The organism is Caballeronia udeis, assembly GCF_001544555.2.
Taxonomy (GTDB): domain Bacteria; phylum Pseudomonadota; class Gammaproteobacteria; order Burkholderiales; family Burkholderiaceae; genus Caballeronia; species Caballeronia udeis.
On the sequence record NZ_FCOK02000048.1, the window covers coordinates 19,855 to 36,299 of the forward strand.

Below are 16,445 nucleotides of genomic sequence, written 5' to 3' on the forward strand. Positions count from 1 at the left end.
GATCTGTCGAAGGCTCGTCGGACAGGGCACGTACCTGCGCACGCAATGACTTGATGATGTAGGCGTTTCAACACTCGGGCCACTGCCGGATTCAACGTCTTCATCGAGCTTTCAGTCGTTCGTGTCGTTCCGTGCAACATAGCGAAACGCCTCACGGCAACAGAATTATCTGAAATTATCCCATTGTGAAAGATTTTCTTTATTGGATAATTTTGGCAATATACTGCTTTCTACTGCGCGCCCGTCCGGCGCCAAACACTGTGGAGACGAACAATGGTGGGTCCAGAACTGGTCAGCGCACTCGACGCAATGTTTTTGCCATTCAACCGCAGCGATGCGCCCGGCCTGACGGTTGGCATTGCTCAGCATGGCAAGGTGCTGTACCGGCAGGGCTTCGGGCTCGCGAGCGTGGAGCACGCCGTGGCGAATACGCCGACCACCCGCTTGCGGATCGGCTCGACCAGCAAGCACTTCACCGGTCTGCTGGCGCTGCTGCTGGCAGAGGACGGCAAACTCGATCTCGACGCGTCGATTCGCAGCTATATTGCCGAACTCACCGGCCCGGGCGGCGACCCTACGCTCCGGCAACTCCTCCAGCACCGTGGCGGCTCGCGTTGCTATCTTGATGTTGGCTTCCTGTCCCGCGGCCTGGCGGTACCGGCGAAGGGAACCGCACTGGCCACGCAGGTGCGCCAGACGGGCCGCAACTTCGCGCCGGGCGAGGCGATGATTTATAACAACGGCGGCTATCATCTGGTCTCGATCGCCATCGAACGGGTGGGTGGCGCGTCGTTTGAGGAGCAGTTGAAGCAGCGACTGTTCAATCCCCTTGGCATGGTCAACACTGCCTCGATCCAGAGCGACTATGTGATCACGCCCGGCATCGCGACCATGCATACGCGAGCGCCGGACGGCGGCTGGCGGCGTGGTCTGTTTATGTCGGAGGAGATTCGTGGCGAAGGCGCGATTGTTTCGACGGTCGACGACATGCTGCGCTGGGCCGAGCATCTTCGCACGCGGGACAAGTTCGGCTCGCCGGCGACCTGGGCCGCGCTGACAGAGCTGCCAACCTTTCCGGATGGAAGCGTCGGCAGCTACGCGCTGGGTCTGATGATCCACTCCTATCGGGGCGTGCGCATCGTCCATCATGCTGGAGGTGTAGTGGGCGGGTCGAGTCAGTTGCTCACGGCTCCCGATCATGGACTGGAGATCGTGATCCTGGCCAACGGTGCTCGCGGATGCAATCCGGTCGAACTGGCCGAGCAGGCGCTGGACCTTATCCTGGCCGAGCATCTGGCCGAGCGAACGCCCACGATCGCGGCGGCGGATTACCAGGATCTGCTTGGCGACTGGTGGTCAGCGGATACCGGAATGATCTACAGCCTGATTGACGAGAAGGAGGTGCTGAAGCTGTCAGTGTGCTGTTCTGCGCAGACCCTTCCGCTGGAGAGGGGCACCGGTGGCCAGGTCGTCTCGCCGGGCTTTAGCACCGGCGACATCGTGATCGGGCTGGATGAGGCGGCGCGGGGCGGAGAGCTGACGGTCAGGTTCGGCGGGCAATCGGCGGTCTACCGCAGGGTGTCGAAAGATACCGCCGACGTTGAAGCCTTCGCGACGGCGGCCGTCGGGCAGTACTACAGCGCTGATGCTGACTGCACGGCCGTTGTCGTACGGGACGGCGAACGCTTCGTGCTCCGCTGCGGCGACCCATACGGGCAGATCGAGAACGAGCTGATTTGCCTGGGAGAGATGGTTGCGCGAGTCGCGCACCCACTGATGGGCGGCCTCAGCGCGTTGAGTTTTGCAAAGCAGGACGGGCGGATGACCGGCTTCCGGTTAAACACGGAGCGCACACGGAATCTCACATTCGAGCGCAAGCAGGACAACTGAGCGCCTGTCTGGTCCACGCGTTTGCCGGCATGCGCGAACTCATGCATGCCGGTAGCGGAAGGGAGCACTCATTCGCTGTCGCGGTACGGTGGAATCCGCGTTGTGCAGGCCTCGCCAGATCATTGAGGTGGATGATGCGTATGGTTCAAGCGCAGCCCGTTTCGTTCCCACAACACACCAGCAATTCGGACGGCGTGCTCGAGTCGGGATTGGCAGAATTGCACAGACTGGCGAGCGCACAAGGTCATGAACTGGTCGAAAGCCTGTCGACCATGGCACAGTCATCGGGTCGTACTGTGCAGTAGGTATACGAAGGTTTTCGCGAGGGAATTCTGGCGGATCTGCGAGCGGTGCTCCCCGTCGATGCCGTGGTATTGAGCGCCTGCGAGAAGTGTACGTGCTCACCGTGGCGACTGCGGAAGGCTGCTCATCCCAAGACCGCGGTCCACGATTGCCGCATGGTGGGCTTATGGCATACTACCCGCGAACCGATGATCAGGTTCGTCAAGCGTATGCCGTCGCTGGAGGGGAAAGAAGGTGCGCTGTCCGTGTCGTTCGGTCATGGATTTCCATGGGGCGACTTGGCCGAGGCGGGCGCCAGGATCTGGGTGATCATGGACAACGACGAGGTCAACGCTCAGCGTATCGCCGCGCAGTTGGGTCAAGAATTATGGGAAATGCGTGACGTGAAGCGGCACGTCCGGTGGCATTGCCGATCGACGCGGCGCTGGATCGCGCGCTGGCGATCGCTCGGGGTCCCGTTGTACTTGCCGACGTCGCTGACAATCCAGGCGATCGGGCGATACGCGGCAGTACGTTCACTTTGCGGCGGCTCGTCGAGCGCGGTATAACCGGCGTGGCGCTTGGCTGTGTTCACGATATCGGTGCGATCCAGGCTTGCAAGGAAGCGGGTGTTGGCACGCGGCTCACGCTTCGCATCGGCGGCGAGTCCGGGGTGAGTTCCGATACGCCACTAGATTTGACGGTAATGATGCGCGCTTGAGCACGAGTACCATCAAAACATAGAAGGCACGGAATGCCGGCTGGGCTTGGCGGCGAGGATATCGACGGACGACAACATCGATATCGTGTTGATGACGGTACGCGAACAAACCTTTGCACATACGGCTTTTACAGGTCTCGGAATTGATCTTACGGACAAGCGCATCATCGTGGTCAAATCCACGCAACATTTCCACGCGCAATTTGCACCGATCGCCCGGGTAGTGCTGTATGTATCGACGCCGGGTGCCAAGACATTTGATTTTGTCAATATCCCGTACCGCGCTCGCAACCTCAACTACTGGCCGCGTGCCGACAATCCCTTGGGAGAATAAGGCATGCATGACCGGATGCAAGGTCACGCTTGGGTTCGTGAATTTGCCTGTAGGCGAGACTCGTGCGGTGTATTGGCCGAATGCAATTGCGCGGTTTCACAACCCGGTCACTACATACGGGCCGACTCATTCCTGCTTCTGAAACTGCCCGATGACGTGATCGGCCTCTCCTGTGCAGACACAGAGAACGCGACACGGGCCGTCCGATACTGCAATGTAAGCGTGTCCCATGCTGCTATCGATGTAGACCGACTCACCGGGCTTTAGCCGCACAGGAGCATAGAACTCCGAGTGAAACTCGATTTCCCCCTCCAGCACATAGGTAAATTCCTCGCCGGCATGCTTGATCAGGCCGCCAAATTCGGCGATAAACTCCTGAACGGAACGGGCCCGGACCTCGGCAATCAGAGGTACCAGTTGTTTGTTGAGCAGTTCCACTGCCAGAAACGTCTGCGCATAGGAATCGGTCTGCACGACCAGACCTTCACCGAGTCGCTGGACAATACGTCTGCCCGGAACCGACGGGGCAGCTTCGGTTTCCACGCTGTCAGCGAGAAGGCCCAGCAATTCCGACATGTTGATGCCTAACCCGGAGCTCATAAGCGAAAGCTTTTCGTAGGACATGGAGGCCCGTCCCATCTCAAGTTTCGAGATGGTCGAGACGGCAAGCCCGGTCCGTTCGCTGACCTCCTGCAACGTTAACCCGAGCTTGTTCCGCAGGGCGCGAACGGCTTGACCGGGCTTGTTCAGACCGGGTGGATCGTGGGCAATGAGATTTTTCCGCATAAACCTTTCCATAAACCAATAGCATGCCAAAAATTTCGATTTCATGCACATCATGTTATGGTTGTTGAAATTGGAAAAAAATATTCAATGTGGAAAAATATTGGTGTAATGTATTGTCTGTGCCGCCGCAGCTCTGGATGCGAGGTGGAGGTTCGGCATTCAGGTGGGTAGCCGCGTTGACCAGCAGGTGTTTCACGTTCGCGGGTTCCGGGATCTCGGCTATTGCCGCCGGATAGCTGTGCAAATGATCGGTGACGATCTTGCGCCGTATCGGGTCTGAACGCTGGCGTGCTTGAAGAAGCGTTTGGCAGAGGCCTTGTCGCGCCTCTTTTGCATCAGGAATCCTCGCACGCCCGGCTGGTAGGTTTGAGGGAAGAACACCTCTTTGCCGGGTCCTTCGAGCGCGCGCCATTGGCTGATATGACGCTCAAGCGTGCGACGCATACTCTCGGGGAAACGATCAGCATGGTCTTCTTGCAACTTGCGCAGAAGGGTGATGGCTTTGAGTTTCGGCGAACAGCGTAACAACGGCACGATTTCGGTGTCCCAAACGTCGGCAAAGGGATTTGTCCGCGTCCGCCAATCGCGTACTGGCTTCTGCGAGGGCAACTCGGTCGCTTTGGTTACGCGGCGAGCCGTGCGCACGCTCATACCTGCTTTCGCGGCGGCAACTTCCTGTGTGTGGTCTTTGCGCTTGGTCATGTAGAGATGAACCTGTCGATCGGTGATGTGGGTTCCAGACATTGGCGAACTGCTCTTTAGCTGCAGTCGACCATCCTATTCCCCGCCGAATCAGCGCTGCCGGTGGTTCGTCGTCTACGGCGGCTACGCCGCCTTCGACACCTCACCACCGGCCATCATAGTTGTCGCAAAAACGGCGCATTGACTCACCAAAACTGCAACTTCCGCTGACCTGTTGCCTCATGTAGTTTGCTACCGGTCGGATTGTCCGGCAGGAGCGGTGCGAGGTGACGATCTGCGTTACGGGGGCCGGCGCAAACTGCTGACGGGCGGTGGAGAACGAGACATCGTTATCAACGGTTTGCCGAATGGCCGGATCGGCAGCCGACGGGACCGCTTGATCCAATTGCCCCGTGACCACATTCGTCTCAGCGGCGATGCCTGTTGGACCGCCTGTGCCATCCGCATCAGGGGGTAAGGCGAGTCTAGCCCCCGCAGTTTTCGCCTTCGTACCTGCAGACTTCTTCTCTGCGGTCGCCTTTGGCTCAATCGCGGGAGGCAACGCTTGCTGATCGGATGCATGGCGACGCGACGGGGAAACAAGCAAATCCGACACCGACTCAGGGACGTCCGCTATTGAACGTGGTACGTCCAACCAGCCAGTCGGCAAACCAAGGCGTTCGGTGAACCGGTTTGCTTCGGCATCGTCCATACGTTTCTGTCCATAGAAACGATTGGCCATGTTGGAGTCGCTAATTTCCATTACGGCGCCGAGCCGCACCTTCGATCCTTTGCGGGACGTGAGCACGTGCAGGTTGGCACGACGAATGGCGTGTGCAACGCGGGCCCAAAGGCCATACCGGGCGGACTTCTGCGGCAAGCTCACAATTTTACCAGTCGACTAACACAGCCGACCCATTACCAGAGGTAGGGGAAAGAGTATAGAAAATGTAGCTGGTTTAGTCTATTTGGCGGGGTACTCTCTTATCAACGCAAGAAACATTGACGAACCGAAGATCGGCAATGAAAGATTCTACGTTTCGTGCGAAAAACCGCCTTTTATTCGGCTGCTCGAGGCTATCTGTCTTTGCTTGCGAAATGGCTATCGGCGCAGGTGTCCGACAGCCGCATGCTCATCCCTGACCTATAACCGATTAAGTGGCCTTGTGCGCTTGCCGTGCATATCCATGTTAAATCGCGCCTTCAGGTTTTTGAACTTGCTAGTTGGAATGACAGAATGTCCCCAAACCTAACATTCGCATCGGACGAGTCGGTATATCCGGGCGAAGTCAGTTCCAGTATCACTTCTTCGGTCGTGTCGCCCGCGTCCGTCGACGAAATTCTCACTGTTCAAAATCTCTCCAAGATCTTCGGCCCCAAGCCCGAACGTGCAGCTGAAATGCTCCGGCAAGGACTCGGAAGGAACGAAATCTTCCAGCAGACCGGCAACATGGTCGCTGTCCACAACGTGAGTCTCGGTGTTCGCGCGGGAGAGATTTTTGTGATCATGGGACTTTCTGGCTCCGGCAAGTCAACGCTTGTCCGACTGCTGAATCGCCTGATTGAGCCGACCTCGGGCAAGGTCGTGCTTGAGGGCCGCGACATTGCGCCGATGTCGACACTCAAGTTGCGAGAAGTGCGCCGTAAAAAAATGGCAATGGTTTTTCAATCATTCGCCCTCTTGCCTAACCGCACCGTGATCGAAAACGTGTCGTACGGCCTCGAAGTAGCCGGTCAAAAAAAGACGGAGCGTCACGAGGTTGCACGCCGGGCACTGGAGCGAGTTGGGCTCGGCTCGTATGAGAAGCTGTACCCAACGGAGTTGTCAGGCGGCATGCAGCAGCGCGTCGGTCTTGCGCGTGCGCTCGCCGTGAACCCTTCCGTGCTTCTAATGGATGAAGCGTTCTCGGCGCTCGACCCACTGATCCGCTTCGAAATGCAGAACGAACTTCTGCGGCTGCAGAAAGAGGAGCAACGAACGGTCGTCTTCATCTCGCATGACATTGAGGAAGCAATCAAGATTGGCGGGCGCGTTGGTGTCATGAAGGATGGCCGATTGGTGCAGGTCGGTACACCCGCTGAACTCATCCAGTCGCCAGCCGACGAATATGTTCGAAATTTCTTCCGCAACGTTGACGTCTCGCGGTTCCAGAAAGCCTCAAGTCTCCTTTCAAAGGTTGAGCGAGGCGTCATCAACTGTGACACCGGCGTGTCCGCCGCCCGCTATGCGGATGAGCTTATCGACGCGGGTGTGGAATGCGGTTATGTCTGCGATGAGGCGGGGCGATATCAAGGCTGCGTCACGCCGGCGTCTTTGCGCAAGTGCGGGAGCTCGCCGATTCGGGACGCACTGCTTCGCGACATCTTCGCGGTGTCGATGGACGCCGACCTGCACGAACTGTCGAGCATTGCTCTCAGGCAGGAACACGACGTACCCATCGTGGACGGCGCAGGCAAACTTGCCGGCGTCGTGTCGTGCCGCACGATTCTGAAACAGGTTATGGAACGGAGGGCAGTATGAACTCGTCATTTATCGGGCAGGCGGCGGAGCGCGCGGTCAACTTCCTGTTCTTGCATTTCCGTGGCGGATTCGACAGCTTCTCCGCAGCCCTGGACGCGGTCGTCAAGCTCCTTCAAGACGGTCTCGCAGCGATTCCGTTTGTCGTGATGCTAGTTGCGTTTGTGGCACTTGCTCTGTGGCGCAGAGGAGTCGTGTTCGCGGTCTTCGTCGGCCTCGCGATAATGACAATCCACTTCATGGGGCTTTGGGCGCAAACGGTGTCTACACTTGCGGTTGTGATTGCGGCGACACTCTTTAGCTTGATAATAGGTATTCCTTTGGGAATTTGGGGCGCGCGCAACGGCCGGGCTGAAGTTGTCTTGCGTTCGCTCCTGGACTTCATGCAGACGATGCCGGCATTCGTGTACCTGATTCCAGCGGTGATTCTGTTCGGTCTCGGTCGCGTACCAGCGGTGATCGCAACGGTCATATTTGCCATGCCCCCGGTGGTTCGCCTTACCACTCTTGGAATCAAGCAGGTTCGGGAGGAGCTCATGGAGGCCGGCAGGTCGTTTGGCAGCACCGACTCGCAATTGCTATGGAAGATTCAACTTCCGAACGCGCTGCCTTCCATCATGGCAGGTATCAACCAAACCATCATGATGGCGCTCTCGATGGTCGTCATCGCCTCCATGATTGGAGCGGGTGGGCTGGGCGAATATGTTCTCAGCGGGATTCAGCGACTCGATATCGGCATTGGATTTGAGGGCGGTCTTGGCGTCGTTTTGCTCGCCATCATTCTTGACAGGTTGACAGAAAGCTTCGGGATCAAATCGGTCAAGCGGAGAAGTAAAACGCGGGCGCCGAAGCAAACGCCGCGTGAAGCAGTGCAGCCCCAACCATAGTTTGTTTTGCGTGGTGGACACGCACTTCCGTCACGCATGCATCAAGCATCAAAACTCGCATACAGAACCAAAAATAAACCATTTTTTATAAAGAGGAGTACCAAATGAAAACTGATATTCTAAAATCCTGCATGGTGAAAATTGCCATGTCTGCGCTGTGTGCAGTCGGCTTCTACGGCGGCGCGGCAGCGGCGGCAGAACCGGTGAAGATTACGATCACCAACTGGGCTGACGTTTTGGCCGTTGCAAATGTCGCGAAGTACGTCATGGAGACCAAACTCCAGCAGCCCGTCACGTTTGTTCAAGCTGATATCGGCATTCAGTACCAGGGTGTTGCCCGCGGCGACGTGGACCTGATGGTGGGCGGTTGGCTTCCGGTTACGCACGCGACGTACTACGCGAAGTACAAGGACAGCATGGATGACGTCGGCATCATTTACACCGGCGGCAGAAACGGCTGGGCGGTTCCAACGTATGTGCCAGAGTCCGAGCTCTCGTCGATTACCGACCTCAATAAGCCAGATGTCAAGAGCAAAGTGAACGGCACAATTCAAGGCATCGAACCGGGTGGTGGACTGATGCAAGCGTCCGAAAAGACCATCAAGGAATACAACCTGGCAGGCTACAACCTGCAGTCTTCCAGTGAAGCAGGGATGCTTGCGTCGATCCAGCGAGCTTACCAATCGAAGCAGTGGATTGTCGCGACCGTATGGAGCCCGCACTGGCTCTTTCAGAAGTGGTCGATGCGTTATCTGAAAGACCCGAAAGGCACGTTGGGTGGCGAAGAGCAAGTTCATGCGTTTGGCTCCAAGCAATTTGCGACCAAATTTCCGCGGGCTGACGTGTTCATGAAGCATTTCAAGTTGACGCTTGCTGACGTGGAAGCCATTGAGCTCGAAGGTAATAGCACCAACGACTACGCCACCGCAGCTAAGAAGTTCGTCGAAGCGCATCCGGGCAAGCTGGCAGCCTGGTTGCAGCAGTAACAGTTTTTTGCGGGCGCTGCATGGGGCCTTGGTATCTCATGACGCGTCCGCTCAGTCGACAGGCTCGAATGCGTTGTGTCGAACGTCAGCCGTGCTTCTACGTTTGCGGTGACGCAGCGCAGTTCGATGCTTGATGTGGAATTTGCCTTTGGAATATCACGGAGTATGTCTGTGAACGATAACCTTCGATTTTTCTCAGAGACCCTGCAGGACCGTGACCCGGTTATCTCGTCTGAAATCGTGCTGGAACTACGTCGCCAGCAGACCCAGATTGAACTGATTGCATCCGAGAACATTGTGTCGGCTGCCGTGATGGAAGCACAGGGGACCGTGCTGACTAACAAGTATGCCGAGGGTTATCCGTCAAAGCGTTATTACGGCGGGTGCGAACACGTCGACCGCATTGAAGCATTGGCGATAGACCGCGTGAAGGCGATATTCGAATGTGAATACGCAAACGTGCAACCACACTCCGGTGCGCAGGCGAACGGAGCCGTGATGCTCGCGCTTCTGAAACCGGGCGACACCATTCTCGGCATGTCGCTGGATGCAGGCGGACATCTGACCCATGGTGCGCGTCCGGCTTTGTCCGGGAAATGGTTCAATGCCGTGCAATACGGCGTAGACCCCGAGACGTTCCGGATCGACTATGACGAAGTTCGCCGGCTGGCAGAGGCGCATCGTCCCAAGCTGATCATCGCGGGTTATTCAGCCTATCCGCGCGCACTCGATTTCGCGAAGTTCCGGGAAATTGCCGATAGCGTTGGTGCAATGCTGATGGTCGATATGGCGCACATTGCGGGTATTGTCGCCGCAGGCCGACACGCTAATCCAGTGCGTTTTGCTGATGTGGTGACGTCCACCACGCACAAGACACTTCGCGGTCCGCGAGGCGGCTTCATTCTTACGAACAACGCCGACATCGCCAAGAAAATCAACTCCGCTGTTTTCCCGGGATTGCAGGGCGGTCCGCTCATGCACGTCGTCGCAGGGAAGGCGGTCGCTTTCGGCGAAGCCTTGCGTCCGGAATTCACAAGCTACATCGACCAGGTTCTGAAGAACGCCCACGCACTTGGGGAAGTCCTGAAGCTGGGCGGGGTGAACCTCATGACGGGCGGCACAGATAACCATCTGCTTCTCGTCGACCTTCGTTCAAAAGGCTTGACCGGGACGCAGGTTGAGAAGGCTCTCGAACGAGCTGGCATTACGTGCAACAAGAACGGTATTCCATTCGATACCGAGAGCCCTACCGTCACATCGGGGATTCGGCTCGGCACACCGGCCGGGACGACGCGCGGTTTCGGCACGGCGGAGTTCGATGAAATTGGCACCCTCATTCTTGAAGTCCTGTCCGCGCTCGAGAAGCAGCCGACAGGCGATGAAATCGTCGAGCGCTCCGTGAAGAGCCGGGTCCGCGAATTGTGCAGCCGCTTTCCCATTTATTCACACACGGATGTTTTGGTCTAAACACCAGTCAATTGATTTTCAACACGGCAGCCCACGAGATCCGATGCAGCTCGGAAGAGCGCTTACGTCTGCAGCGGCTGCCTGAACAAGGAGAATGAACATGAGCTTCGAGGGAGTACACGCACCTCTGGTTACACCGTTTAAAGCGGACGGTGAAATTGACCATGAACTGCTGGGCCAACACGCGCTTGATTTGGCTGGACGCGGTCTCTCCGGCCTCGGGGTTGGGGGAACAACGGGCGAATACTACGCGCTTAGCTTCGAGGAGCGTGTTCAGACCTTCCATACGGTCGCCGAAGCCGCGGGCGGGAAGACGTATCTCACGGCGGGCATTAACGCTACCACGACGCGTGAGGTGCTTCGCTTAGGACAGCAAGCGAAGAGCGCAGGGCTCTCGGCCCTGTTGGTGGCGGCGCCGTACTACGCCCAGCCGACGCAAGATGAGCTGTTGCAGCATCTGCTCGCGATTGACGACAGCCTCGACATGCCCATCATGCTGTACAACTTCCCCGCACGCACGGGAACTGAGATCAGTGACCGTGTGCTGGGAGAAGTGCTTGAACGCCCGAATTTCATTGCCATGAAGGAAAGCACCGGCGATATCTCCCACCTGCATCACCTCGCCACGCACTTTGGCAAGAAGCTGGTACTCAGCTGCGGGATGGACGACCAGGCCCTCGAATTCTTTGTGTGGGGCGCGCGGAGCTGGGTCGCGGGCGCGGCAAACTTTCTGCCTGAGGTCCACGTCGAGTTGCTTGAGGCCTGTGTCAAGAAAGGCGATTTCACCACCGGTCGTGCGTTGATGACCCAACTGCTTCCGGTTCTGGAACTGCTCGAGCGTGGTGGCAAATTCATTCAGTATGTCCGCTACGGATGCGAGCTGGCGGGCACGCCGGTGGGTAATGCCCGTGCGCCGCTGGGTGTCCTTACCGAGGATGAGCGACGTGATTTCGCCAAGCTCGTACAGCCGCTGCTTCGCAACGGACGCTGATTTGCATGGCCTCGAAACTCGAATTCGCCCGGTTACCAGCAGCCGATGGCGTAAACGGCTGGTGGGAAAGTTTGCCGCCGCCAGCCGCGTTGAATCGTTTCCAGGGCAGCCGGGACTTTGACTTTGTAGTGGTCGGCGGGGGTATCACGGGACTTTGCGCGGCGAGGCGTCTTGCCGAACTGGCGCCGGACGCTACGGTGGCGCTTGTGGAGGCCGATCGTATCGGCCGCTCGACCGCGGGACGTAATTCGGGTTTTTTTGTTGACCTGCCGCATGACATAAGCAGCGAGAGCTACTCCAGAAGCGTTGACGCCGACAAGGCCGACGTTCGGATGCAGCGTCATGGTATTGACTACGTGAGGTCAGTTGTAAAAGGGCAGGGCATTGAGTGCGATTGGCGAGACGACGGTAAATACCATGGCGCGGTGAACAAGCGAGGTAAGGATTCGCTCAAGCACTTCGCAGAGGGTTTGCGGCGCATCGACGAGCAATTCGAGTGGCTCGATGAAGCGGCTATCGGCAAGGTCACCGGCACCGCTTTCTACCACGGCGCGATCTTCACGCCGGGATGCAGCACCGTTCAGCCCGCGGCACTAATGCGAGGACTGTCCACCACGATGCCGTCAAACGTGGAGGTATTTGAACTCAGTCCGGTTCAACGGTTGGAGCACAGGGAGTCGGGAAAAGTGCTTACCTTTGCGGGCGGAACAATCAATACCCGGAAGGTTGTCCTTTGCATCAACGCATACGCCGCAACGTTTGGCGGACATCCAAACGGCTTGCTGCCCGTGTACACCTTCGCCTCGCTGAGTAGAAAGATGACGCCAGTCGAGGTCAAGGCCCTTGGCGGAATCAACTCCTGGGCGTTGATTCCGGCAGACCCGATGGGGACCACCGTTCGACGCTTAGGCACCGACCGCATTTGCGTTCGAAATCACTTTGTTTTCCGGCCGGGGCTGGAGGTTTCGCCGGCGGATTTGCGCAAGGCGAAGTCCCTGCATCAACGCTCGTTCGACCGTCGGTTCCCGATGCTTGAAGATGTCGCGCTCGAATATACGTGGGGTGGCGCTCTCTGTCTGTCTGCGAACAGCGGTGCGTTGTTCGGCATGACGACGGACGGCTTGTATCAGGCGATTGGATGCAACGGGTTGGGGCTTAGCAGAGGGTCGGCGTCCGGAAAGGTGATTGCCGAGTATGCGCTAGGCATGTCGAACGACATGACACGGCAGCTCTTGAGCCAGGCGCATCCCCGGCCGCTTCCCATGCGCCCGATTGCAGACGTTGCCGTTTCAACCGCGATATGGCTGAAGGAATTCGTGGCGGGAGCCGAACTTTAATTGATTGAGGATTTGAAATGACGACATTTGAGCAATGGAAGCACAAGGCCGATACCCTTTCGCTGGATGGGCGTGCATTCATCGGCGGCCAGCGCTGTGGCGCAGTGTCCAATGAAACGTTCCAGACATTGAACCCCTCGAACGGAAAGGTCCTTGCAGATATCGCGCAGTGTGACGCGAGGGACGTTGACCTGGCTGTCGCCTCGGCGAGAGACGCGTTCGAAACGGGTGTCTGGTCAAAGGCAGCGCCATCACATCGAAAGTCGGTACTCCTTCGATTGGCTCAGTTGATTGAAGAAAACACCGACGAGCTAGCCATTCTCGAAGCGCTTGAAGCAGGCAAACCTGTCTCGGAGTGTCTGGGACTCGATATCCCGGAATCTGCCGCATGCATCCGCTGGCACGCGGAAGTGACCGACAAGCGATACGACGCGCTCTCCCAGTCGGGACCCAATGTGGTCAGCATGATTACTCGTGAGCCCATCGGGGTCGTAGGCGCAGTCCTTCCGTGGAATTTTCCCGCATTGATGCTTGCATGGAAAATCGGTCCGGCGCTGTCGGTTGGCAACAGCGTAATCGTTAAGCCGGCTGAGCAGACTTCCCTTGCGACGCTGCGAATCGCCGACCTTGCCGTGGAAGCCGGAGTGCCTCCGGGCGTATTCAATGTCGTACCCGGGTTTGGTGAAACCGCAGGCCAGGCGCTCGGCCTCCACCCCGACGTGGACCTCATCGCCTTCACGGGTTCAACCGAGACCGGCAAGCGCTTTTTGAAGTATTCAGCTGATACGAACCTCAAACGGGTCATCCTGGAGTGCGGAGGAAAGAATCCGCAGGTCGTGCTGCCGGACGTCGCGAATCTGGACGCTGTCGCCGAGCAGGCAGTTGCCGCTGCGTTCTGGAACATGGGGGAAAATTGTAGTGCGGGCTCGCGCTTGCTGGTGCCAGCCGGCACGAAGGACCTTTTGCTCGGGAAGATCATAGCCGTGCTGGAAGGATGGAAGACCGGGCAGCCACTGGACCCCGGGATGAAGCTCGGTGCGTTGATTGAGCAGAAACATTATGAGAAGGTATTGGGTCACATCGAGAAGGCGAAGTCGGAGGGTGCGCGGCTGGTGCATGGCGGTAATGCCGTGCTCGTCGAAACGGGAGGCTGGTATATCGATCCGACTATTTTCGACAACGTGACGCCCCAGATGAGCATAGCCCGGGACGAAGTCTTCGGCCCGGTGCTCTGCGTCATTGAGTACAACGACATTGACGAGGCGGTGCAGATAGCGAACGACACCTGCTACGGCCTTGCCGCTTCGCTGTGGACGGACAACGTCAATAACGCGCACAAGGTCGCCGCCAGAATCCGCGCCGGAACGGTTACAGTGAACTGCTTTGGCGAGGGTGACCTGGCAACACCGTTTGGTGGCTTCAAGCAATCGGGCTTTGGTGGTCGGGATAAATCCGTGTACGCGCATGACCAGTACTGCGAGCTTAAAACGACCTGGCTGCGACTCGATTGAGAGGCGGCTAGCTATGCTTGCGGCACAGACCGAGTCTGCTTCGTTCACTTCATTACTTCGAGACTATGCGAATTGGATTCGTAGGAGCTGGCACCATAACGCGCGCGATCGTGACTGGACTCCTGCACGTTGACGCGCCCTTCGAGCATATTTATCTATCGCCACAGAACACGGGTATTGCGTCGAAGCTGGCGGCGCTTGATGGACGCATATCGGTCTGCGGCATGAACCAGGAAGTACTCGATGCCAGCGACATCGTCTGCCTGGCTGTCGTACCGCAAATTGCCGCGGAGGTGCTCGGAGAACTGGACTTCGAAGACCGCCATCATGTCATCAGCTTTATCGCCGGCGTTTCCCTATCGGACCTGGAGAAGATGATCGGAAAAGGGCATGCGATTATCCGCGCGATACCGCTGCCGGCTGTTGCCGCAGCCAAGGGAAGCACCGCAATCTGTCCACCGGACGACGTGACACGCCGACTTTTCGCGTACGTGAGCACGCCAGTTGAAGTGACAGACGAAAGTAAGTTCGATGCGCTGTCTGCCGTTACGGCAACCATGGCGAGCTTCTACGCGGTCCTCGAAACCCAGGCTGCCTGGTTGGTTGCGCAAGGAATCGACTACGACTCGGCGCGGGCCTATCTGGCGGGCTACAGCGTCGGGCTTGCTCACGAAATGTCGTTCAGTGACAAGCCGTTCTCCGCGTTGGTTCGGGACTCGATGACACCCGGTGGCATCAACGAGCAGCTTCATGGCGAGTTGTCCGGCAAGGGGACGTATGCACCCTACTCGGAGGCCCTGGACAACGTGCTGAGGCGCATAGAGGGGCGATAAAAAGGAGCTGTGGCGACTCACCGTAACCTCACTGCGCCACATCGTGGGCGATTTGGCCCGTAATTCGCTTAGTAAAGCCCTCGACACCGTGGTGGTTCGCCATAGGCGGGGCGAGAGTTCTGTAGTGTCGGTGTAAAGTTCAAGTATCCGCCTGCCGCCGGTTTGCGGTCTGTCAGAGTCTGACCGCGTTGAAGGTGAACCCAATGCAGAAGAAACAACTGTTTGCCGATCGGTTACTAGCACAAATGCCGTCGTTGCGGGCGCTGCGATGTTTCGTGACCGCGGCTCGTTACGAGAGTTTTACTCTGGCGGCGGAGGTCTTGTGTGTCACTCAGGCGGCCGTGAGCAGGCAGATCAAGGAGCTTGAGGACGCTTTGGATGTCCCGTTGTTCGAGCGGACAGGACGACACATTGCACTGACGGACTCAGGCCGCATTTTGTATAACGCTTCCTACCTCTCGATCATGAATATCGCCGAGGCGGCTGAAGCAGTGCGGCGCTCGGATAAACAGGCATTGAGCATATGCGTTTCGCATACGTTCTCGGCCCTCTGGCTGTCCTCCAGGCTGCCACGTTTCCGGGCACAATTTCCAGAAATCAAGCTTAACGTCATGGTCACCGAGCACTTCATGGAACTCGACGAGCTCATGCAGCCGGATGTCATCATCACGAAGAATCCGCCGCGCGAACTTGAATACGACGTGGAGCCGCTGTTTCACGATGTTGTTTATCCAGTCTGCAGCCCTGGGTTCTTTGAAAGCCACTTTCAGGGAAAAGCGTTAAAGCCGCTGGACTTACTTGCGCATTCCACCCTCCATTTATCCTTGTTGGGACGCGCGCAGGTTTGTGAGCACGTTGATTGGCGCGTATGGAGCAACTGGTTCCAGCAAGGTGACGGCTCGGACAGGTATGCGCCGGGCGAGCACTTTGAGAGTAACGACTACCGGCTCCTTGTTTCGTCGGCTGAGGGCGGCGAAGGAACGCTTCTTGGGTGGCATCACCTGGTCCATCGTCAAGTTGACCAAGGCACACTTGTGCGTCCGGTGCGGGACGCGATAGTCTTTCACGATAGGCACCACTACCTCATTACACACAAGAAGGCCACTGAGCGGCCCGAATACCAGTTGTTCCGTGAATGGCTGATCAGCGAGGTAAAGGAAATGATGGCGAGCTGGCGCGAAACCGGCGAAGAACGCAAGGCTTTGTAGGTTCGTGCTTGCC

14 protein-coding genes and 2 pseudogenes are annotated in these 16,445 nt (G+C 57.7%); 13 read left to right on the top strand and 3 right to left on the bottom strand.

Annotation, left to right across the window (positions count from 1 at the left end):
* Positions 1 to 273 precede the first annotated feature (273 nt).
* From AWB69_RS28245 to AWB69_RS50430, 4 genes and pseudogenes are all read left to right on the top strand, one after another.
* Positions 274 to 1,890, top strand: a complete 1,617-nt coding sequence (locus tag AWB69_RS28245; RefSeq protein ID WP_062090137.1) for a serine hydrolase domain-containing protein — start codon at positions 274 to 276, stop codon at positions 1,888 to 1,890.
* A gap of 368 nt (positions 1,891 to 2,258) precedes the next feature.
* Positions 2,259 to 2,567: pseudogene (locus AWB69_RS50880) on the top strand (M81 family metallopeptidase); the annotation flags it as partial.
* 26 nt (positions 2,568 to 2,593) lie between these two features.
* Positions 2,594 to 2,893, top strand: coding sequence for an MlrC C-terminal domain-containing protein (locus AWB69_RS50425; protein WP_082913630.1), 300 nt, complete (start codon positions 2,594 to 2,596; stop codon positions 2,891 to 2,893).
* 19 nt (positions 2,894 to 2,912) lie between these two features.
* On the top strand, positions 2,913 to 3,227 hold the full coding sequence (locus AWB69_RS50430) for an MlrC C-terminal domain-containing protein (protein ID WP_082913631.1): 315 nt from the start codon (positions 2,913 to 2,915) through the stop codon (positions 3,225 to 3,227).
* A 126-nt stretch (positions 3,228 to 3,353) separates the two neighbouring features.
* Here AWB69_RS50430 and AWB69_RS28260 read toward each other — a convergent pair whose 3' ends face one another.
* From AWB69_RS28260 to AWB69_RS49665, 3 genes and pseudogenes are all read right to left on the bottom strand, one after another.
* Positions 3,354 to 4,013, bottom strand: coding sequence for a helix-turn-helix domain-containing protein (locus tag AWB69_RS28260; protein ID WP_062090140.1), 660 nt, complete (start codon positions 4,011 to 4,013; stop codon positions 3,354 to 3,356).
* Between the two features lie 342 nt (positions 4,014 to 4,355).
* Positions 4,356 to 4,757, bottom strand: a pseudogene (locus AWB69_RS28265) (IS21 family transposase); the annotation flags it as partial.
* Positions 4,758 to 4,857: 100 nt separating this feature from the next.
* Positions 4,858 to 5,457 (bottom strand): hypothetical protein, encoded by a 600-nt coding sequence (locus AWB69_RS49665; RefSeq protein WP_231937266.1) that lies wholly within the window; start codon positions 5,455 to 5,457, stop codon positions 4,858 to 4,860.
* A gap of 474 nt (positions 5,458 to 5,931) precedes the next feature.
* Between AWB69_RS49665 and AWB69_RS28275 the strand changes: the two genes are divergently transcribed.
* From AWB69_RS28275 to AWB69_RS28315, 9 genes are all read left to right on the top strand, one after another.
* The gene (locus tag AWB69_RS28275) at positions 5,932 to 7,215 is read left to right on the top strand and encodes a quaternary amine ABC transporter ATP-binding protein (protein ID WP_062090142.1); all 1,284 of its coding nucleotides are present in this window, start codon (positions 5,932 to 5,934) and stop codon (positions 7,213 to 7,215) included.
* Positions 7,212 to 8,099, top strand: coding sequence for an ABC transporter permease (locus tag AWB69_RS28280; protein WP_062090143.1), 888 nt, complete (start codon positions 7,212 to 7,214; stop codon positions 8,097 to 8,099). The genes AWB69_RS28275 and AWB69_RS28280 overlap by 4 nt, the downstream gene beginning before the upstream one ends.
* Positions 8,100 to 8,203: 104 nt before the next feature.
* Entirely contained in the window at positions 8,204 to 9,085 is an 882-nt protein-coding gene (locus AWB69_RS28285; protein ID WP_062090144.1) for a glycine betaine ABC transporter substrate-binding protein, read from the top strand.
* Positions 9,086 to 9,256: 171 nt separating this feature from the next.
* Positions 9,257 to 10,552, top strand: coding sequence for a serine hydroxymethyltransferase (gene glyA, locus AWB69_RS28290; RefSeq protein WP_062090178.1), 1,296 nt, complete (start codon positions 9,257 to 9,259; stop codon positions 10,550 to 10,552).
* A gap of 100 nt (positions 10,553 to 10,652) precedes the next feature.
* Complete coding sequence (locus AWB69_RS28295) at positions 10,653 to 11,543, top strand: dihydrodipicolinate synthase family protein (RefSeq protein WP_062090145.1); 891 nt, start codon at positions 10,653 to 10,655, stop codon at positions 11,541 to 11,543.
* A 5-nt stretch (positions 11,544 to 11,548) separates the two neighbouring features.
* Positions 11,549 to 12,880 carry an NAD(P)/FAD-dependent oxidoreductase gene (locus AWB69_RS28300; RefSeq protein ID WP_062090146.1) on the top strand — a complete coding sequence of 444 codons (1,332 nt, stop codon included), beginning with the start codon at positions 11,549 to 11,551 and terminating at the stop codon, positions 12,878 to 12,880.
* Positions 12,881 to 12,897: 17 nt separating this feature from the next.
* Entirely contained in the window at positions 12,898 to 14,391 is a 1,494-nt protein-coding gene (locus tag AWB69_RS28305) for an aldehyde dehydrogenase (protein WP_062090147.1), read from the top strand.
* 65 nt (positions 14,392 to 14,456) lie between these two features.
* The gene (locus tag AWB69_RS28310; protein ID WP_062090148.1) at positions 14,457 to 15,224 is read left to right on the top strand and encodes a pyrroline-5-carboxylate reductase; all 768 of its coding nucleotides are present in this window, start codon (positions 14,457 to 14,459) and stop codon (positions 15,222 to 15,224) included.
* 203 nt (positions 15,225 to 15,427) lie between these two features.
* The gene (locus AWB69_RS28315; RefSeq protein WP_062090149.1) at positions 15,428 to 16,432 is read left to right on the top strand and encodes a LysR substrate-binding domain-containing protein; all 1,005 of its coding nucleotides are present in this window, start codon (positions 15,428 to 15,430) and stop codon (positions 16,430 to 16,432) included.
* Positions 16,433 to 16,445: the final 13 nt, after the last annotated feature.

What these genes read in the sequence shown, in the direction of transcription:
- AWB69_RS28295 (WP_062090145.1), top strand. Translation starts at nt 10,653, where the DNA reads ATGAGCTTCGAGGGAGTACACGCACCTCTGGTTACACCGTTTAAAGCG.
- AWB69_RS28285 (WP_062090144.1), top strand. Translation starts at nt 8,204, where the DNA reads ATGAAAACTGATATTCTAAAATCCTGCATGGTGAAAATTGCCATGTCT.
- AWB69_RS28315 (WP_062090149.1), top strand. Translation starts at nt 15,428, where the DNA reads ATGCAGAAGAAACAACTGTTTGCCGATCGGTTACTAGCACAAATGCCG.
- AWB69_RS28310 (WP_062090148.1), top strand. Translation starts at nt 14,457, where the DNA reads ATGCGAATTGGATTCGTAGGAGCTGGCACCATAACGCGCGCGATCGTG.
- AWB69_RS28275 (WP_062090142.1), top strand. Translation starts at nt 5,932, where the DNA reads ATGTCCCCAAACCTAACATTCGCATCGGACGAGTCGGTATATCCGGGC.
- AWB69_RS49665 (WP_231937266.1), bottom strand. Translation starts at nt 5,457, where the DNA reads ATGGAAATTAGCGACTCCAACATGGCCAATCGTTTCTATGGACAGAAA.
- AWB69_RS28260 (WP_062090140.1), bottom strand. Translation starts at nt 4,013, where the DNA reads ATGCGGAAAAATCTCATTGCCCACGATCCACCCGGTCTGAACAAGCCC.
- AWB69_RS28305 (WP_062090147.1), top strand. Translation starts at nt 12,898, where the DNA reads ATGACGACATTTGAGCAATGGAAGCACAAGGCCGATACCCTTTCGCTG.
- AWB69_RS28245 (WP_062090137.1), top strand. Translation starts at nt 274, where the DNA reads ATGGTGGGTCCAGAACTGGTCAGCGCACTCGACGCAATGTTTTTGCCA.
- AWB69_RS28280 (WP_062090143.1), top strand. Translation starts at nt 7,212, where the DNA reads ATGAACTCGTCATTTATCGGGCAGGCGGCGGAGCGCGCGGTCAACTTC.
- AWB69_RS28300 (WP_062090146.1), top strand. Translation starts at nt 11,549, where the DNA reads ATGGCCTCGAAACTCGAATTCGCCCGGTTACCAGCAGCCGATGGCGTA.